This window comes from Acidovorax sp. KPB24-03, from assembly GCF_057546605.1.
The window spans coordinates 1-4,612 of sequence record NZ_BAAJYR010000279.1; the positions used below are offsets into that span (position 1 = coordinate 1).

6 protein-coding genes are annotated in these 4,612 nt (G+C 68.8%); 5 read left to right on the plus strand and 1 reads right to left on the minus strand.

Annotated elements, in window-relative coordinates; translation table 11 throughout:
* The 4 genes from AC27KI_RS19095 to AC27KI_RS19110 form a co-directional block, all read left to right on the plus strand.
* Positions 1-751, plus strand: a 751-nt coding sequence (locus AC27KI_RS19095; protein ID WP_487115286.1) for an N-acetylmuramoyl-L-alanine amidase, incomplete at its 5' end; no start/stop codon positions are given.
* Positions 752-799: 48 nt separating this feature from the next.
* A complete protein-coding gene (locus AC27KI_RS19100; RefSeq protein ID WP_284430122.1) occupies positions 800-1,132 on the plus strand; it encodes a cupin domain-containing protein in 333 nt (110 codons plus the stop codon).
* Between the two features lie 179 nt (positions 1,133-1,311).
* On the plus strand, positions 1,312-1,539 hold the full coding sequence (locus AC27KI_RS19105; protein WP_272551696.1) for a glycine zipper domain-containing protein: 228 nt from the start codon (positions 1,312-1,314) through the stop codon (positions 1,537-1,539).
* 220 nt (positions 1,540-1,759) lie between these two features.
* On the plus strand, positions 1,760-2,737 hold the full coding sequence (locus AC27KI_RS19110; protein ID WP_487090391.1) for an alpha/beta fold hydrolase: 978 nt from the start codon (positions 1,760-1,762) through the stop codon (positions 2,735-2,737).
* Between the two features lie 54 nt (positions 2,738-2,791).
* Here the strand turns inward: AC27KI_RS19110 and AC27KI_RS19115 are convergent, their stop codons facing one another.
* Positions 2,792-3,436, minus strand: a complete 645-nt coding sequence (locus AC27KI_RS19115) for a DedA family protein (RefSeq protein ID WP_272568021.1) — start codon at positions 3,434-3,436, stop codon at positions 2,792-2,794.
* A gap of 82 nt (positions 3,437-3,518) precedes the next feature.
* On the opposite strand from AC27KI_RS19115, the gene mutL reads away from it, so the two are divergent.
* A partial coding sequence (gene mutL / locus AC27KI_RS19120) for a DNA mismatch repair endonuclease MutL (RefSeq protein WP_487115288.1) occupies positions 3,519-4,612 on the plus strand: 1,094 nt, incomplete at its 3' end.

Genomic DNA, 4,612 nt, shown 5'->3' on the forward strand with positions numbered 1-4,612 from the left:
GGCCGCGCCCGCCATCGCGAAGGCGACCGACCGGCTCATCATCGTGGCGCTGGACCCCGGCCATGGCGGCGAAGACCCCGGCGCCACCGGCCCCGGCGGCACGCGCGAGAAGGACATCGTGCTCAAGGTGGCGCACCTGCTGCGCGACCGCATCAACGCCACCACGGTCGGCGGCAACCCGATGCGGGCCTTCCTGACCCGCGACGCCGACTATTTCGTGCCGCTGGGCGTGCGGGTGGACAAGGCCCGGCGCGTGCAGGCCGACCTGTTCGTGAGCATCCACGCCGACGCCTTCACCACGCCCGCGGCGCGCGGCGCCAGTGTGTTCGCGCTGAGCCAGGGCGGCGCCTCCAGCTCGGCCGCGCGCTGGCTGGCCAACAAGGAAAACCAGTCCGACCTCATCGGCGGCCTGAACGTCCGCGTGCAGGACCGGCACGTGCAAAGCGCCCTGCTGGACATGAGCACCACGGCGCAGATCAACGACAGCCTGAAGCTCGGCAGCGTGCTGCTGGGCGAGATCGGCAGCATGGCCAAACTGCACAAGCCGCGCGTGGAGCAGGCAGGCTTTGCCGTGCTCAAGGCGCCGGACATTCCGAGCGTGCTCGTGGAAACCGCCTTCATCAGCAACCCCGAGGAAGAGGCCAAGCTGCGCACCGCCGCCTACCAGCAGCAATTGGCCGACGCGCTGATGCGAGGGATCACGCGATACTTCGCCAAAAACCCGCCGCTGGCACGCAGCCGGTCCGTCTGACGGCTCGGCGGGCCTGCGAGCGTGACCTGAAACCACGAGGAGAACCCCATGGCCCTGCACCACGCACGTTCCGGAGAAGTCGTCAGCCTGAGCCCGCTGGGCGACCGGCTGGCGGGCGCCGCCACCACCGCCATCATCAAGGCCGCCCAGCTGGAGGTGATCCGCGTCGTGCTGCCGGCCGGCAAGGATTTGCGCCAGCACGACACGCCCGGCGAGATCACCGTGCAGTGCCTGGAGGGCGAGGCGGAGTTCCACACCGCCGGCGGGGCGCGCCTGCTGCGCCCGGGCGACTTCGTGCACCTGCAGCCCCGCGCCGCGCATTCGCTGCGCGCGGTGAGCGATGCCTCGCTTCTCGTGACCATCTGCCTGGCCCCGGGCTGATCGGCAGCGCCGCGGTCAGGTGGGGCACCTCCTACAGCAGGCGGCCTCGCCTGCCTACACCGCAGGCGCGGTGCCGGGGCGATAGTGCAGGCATGGGTTGGGACAGGCAAATGCAGCGGTTTGAACGGATCGCTGCCCTGTCCGGATCCCATGCCCTCACAGATACCAGGAGCCAAGTCATGAACTACCGCCATCTCGTTTCCGCCGCCGCTGTCGCAGCCGCACTCGGCCTCGTCGGCTGCTCTTCCAACCCCACCAATGCACAGATCGGTACCGGCGTAGGCGCCGTGGCCGGCGGCGTGCTGGGCAGTGCCGTCGGTGGCACCACCGCGACCGTGATCGGTGCCGGTGCCGGCGCGCTGGTCGGCCACGAACTCGGCGAAGACCGCGATCAACGCCGCCGCTGATCTCACGGGGATGGTTTAACTCCCATCCTTCCGATCACAAAACGCCTGCAGGACCCCAGTGCCCTGCGGGCGTTTTTGCGTGGATGCCAATTGGCGCCTCCCACCAGCACCGGTGCAAAACGATAAAAGCGTCCCTCCACTAACCGATACGGTTTAGTACATTTAAAGCGCGTGGGTGCGGCTAACATTCTTGGCTTGTTCCACTCTGCAGAATCACTCCATGCGCCCGTCGCCCCTGGCCCCCGCCAATGAACCTCTTTCACCCGAGCCTGCACTGAGCCGCCGCCGTGCCGCGCTGCAACTCATGGCCATACCCGCCGCCATCGCGTCGGGCAGTGCCCTGGCGAACGGCACAGCGGATGTGGCGAGCGCTGCAGCCAAGAAGCGATTCACCACATCGCAAGGCTGCCACCTGCACTACCAGGATCGTGGCCAGGGCCCGGTCGTGCTGCTCGGGCACAGCTACCTGTGGGATTCTTCGATGTGGGCGCCCCAGATCCAGGCGTTGTCGCGCCACTTCCGGGTCATTGCCCCCGACCTGTGGGGCCACGGCGCGTCGGGGCCGCTGCCTGCCGACACGCGGGACTTGAAAGGCCTGGCGGCGCAGATGCTGGAACTGCTCGACGCCCTGCATGTCCGCGAATGTGCCGTGGTCGGCCTCTCGGTCGGCGGCATGTGGGGTGCGGAGCTGGCGCTGAAGGCGCCGGAGCGGGTTCGCAGCCTCGTGATGATGGATACCTACCTCGGGGCCGAGCCCGAGGCCACGCGCCTGCGCTACTTCGGCCTGCTCGATGCGATCGAGGCCGGCGGGCAGATCACCCAGCCGCTGGTGGATGCCATCGTGCCGATCTTCTTTCGGCCCGGCACCGATCCCTCGAGCCCCCGCCCCGCAGCGTTTGGCCGCAGCCTGGCGGCGATGGCGCCCGATCGATTGCGCCAATCGGTGGTGCCGCTGGGCCGCATCATCTTCGGCCGCGCCGATGCGATGGACCGGCTGGCGGCGCTCCGCCCCCAGGCCACGCTGCTCATGTGCGGCGACGAGGACATTCCCCGCCCGCCGCACGAGATGCACGCCATGGCCGAGGTGATCGGCTGCGATGCCGTGGTCATCCCCGAGGCCGGCCACATCTCGAACCTGGACAACCCGGAGTTCGTCACCCGCCAGCTGCTGCAGTGGCTGGACCGCACGATGCGCTGACAGCGCATTCGCTCGGGCAACCGGAGGACGGGGCGCGGTGCCCCCGGCTCCCACTCAGGCCGTTTTCTGGCGGCCGGCGCGCCAGCCGCCGTAGAGCGCGATCAGGCCCGGCACCAGGATCAGCGCCCAGATGATCTTGTCCAGATTGGCCTGCACCCACGGGAAGTTGCCGAAGAAGTAGCCCGCCGTGCAGATGCCCAGCACCCACAGCAGCGCACCGCCCACGTTGAACGCCGTGAACTTCGCCCGGCCCATTTCGGCCACGCCGGCCACGAAGGGCGCGAAGGTGCGGATGAAGGGCATGAAGCGCGCCAACACGATGGTGACGCCGCCGTAGCGTTCGTAGAAGTCGTGCGCCTGCTGGAACGCGCGCCGGTTGAACCAGCGCGAATCGGGCCACTGGAACACCTTGGGCCCGAAATAGCGCCCGATGGTGTAGTTGCACTGGTCCCCAAGGATGGCGGCCGCGATCAGCACAGCGCAGGCCAGCGGAAAGTTCATGAGCCCCGCACCGCACAGCGCACCAACGATGAACAGCAGCGAATCGCCGGGCAGGAACGGCATCACCACCACACCCGTCTCGACGAAGACGATGAGGAACAGCAACGCGTACACCCACGGGCCGTAGGCGCTGACGAAGGCCGCCAGGTGCTTGTCCACGTGCAGGATGAAGTCGATCAGGAACTGGATGATTTCCAAGGGCGGACCTTCTGAGGAAAGTGGGATGGCGGGATTGCCAATGCGGCGCGTACTCTAACCGCACTGCCTAGAATGCCGGGCAATGACCACAGAGCCCACCCTGCGCCGACCGATCCGCGACCTGCCCGACGAACTCATCAGCCAGATCGCGGCCGGCGAGGTGGTCGAACGGCCCGCGTCCGCCGTGCGCGAACTGGTGGACAACGCGCTCGACTCCGGAGCCACCCAGATCGCCGTGCGCCTGCTGGCCGGCGGCGTGCGGCTGATTTCGGTGGAAGACGACGGCAGCGGCATCCCCCAGGAAGAACTGCCGATCGCCCTGCGGCGCCACGCCACCAGCAAGATCACCAATCTGCACGACCTCGAATCCGTGGCCACCATGGGCTTTCGCGGCGAGGCCCTCGCCGCCATCGCTTCAGTGTCGGAAATGGCCCTGCTGTCGCGCACCGCGGAGCAGGCCAGCGCTTTCCTGCTGGATGCGCGCAGCGGCGAGCTGCGGCCCGCCGCACGCAGTCAGGGCACGACGGTGGAAGTGAAGGAACTGTTCTTCGCCACACCAGCGCGGCGCAAATTCCTCAAGACCGACGCGACCGAACTGGCCCACTGCATCGAGGCCGTGCGCCGCCACGCGCTCGCCCGTCCCGATGTGGGCTTCGCCATCTGGCACGAAGGCAAGCTGGTCGAGCAGTGGCGCGCCACCCTGGCCGCTGGCGACGCGTCCGATGGCGCGCTGCAGCAGGCGCTCGACCGGCGGCTGGCCGACGTGCTGGGAGACGACTTCCTCGCGGAATCGGTCGCCGTGCGCCACCGCCACGGCGCCATCACGGTGACCGGCCGCGCCGGCCTGCCGGATGCGGCCCGCTCGCGCGCCGACCAGCAGTTCTGCTACGTGAACGGCCGCTTCGTGCGAGACAAGGTGCTCACGCACGCCGCGCGCGCCGCCTACGAGGACGTGCTGCACGGGCAGAAGCAGCCCGTGTATGCGCTGTACGTGGCCATCGACCCGCTGCGGGTGGATGTGAACGTGCACCCCACCAAGATCGAGGTGCGCTTCCGAGACAGCCGCGAGGTTCACCAGGCCGTGCGCCATGCGGTGGAGAACGCCCTGGCCGTGCCCCGTGCCCAGGCACTCGCCGCGAGCGGCGCCACCGAGACGGCGCCAGGGCGGCCGCGCAG

What these genes read in the sequence shown, in the direction of transcription:
- AC27KI_RS19105 (WP_272551696.1), top strand. Translation starts at nt 1,312, where the DNA reads ATGAACTACCGCCATCTCGTTTCCGCCGCCGCTGTCGCAGCCGCACTC.
- AC27KI_RS19100 (WP_284430122.1), top strand. Translation starts at nt 800, where the DNA reads ATGGCCCTGCACCACGCACGTTCCGGAGAAGTCGTCAGCCTGAGCCCG.
- AC27KI_RS19110 (WP_487090391.1), top strand. Translation starts at nt 1,760, where the DNA reads ATGCGCCCGTCGCCCCTGGCCCCCGCCAATGAACCTCTTTCACCCGAG.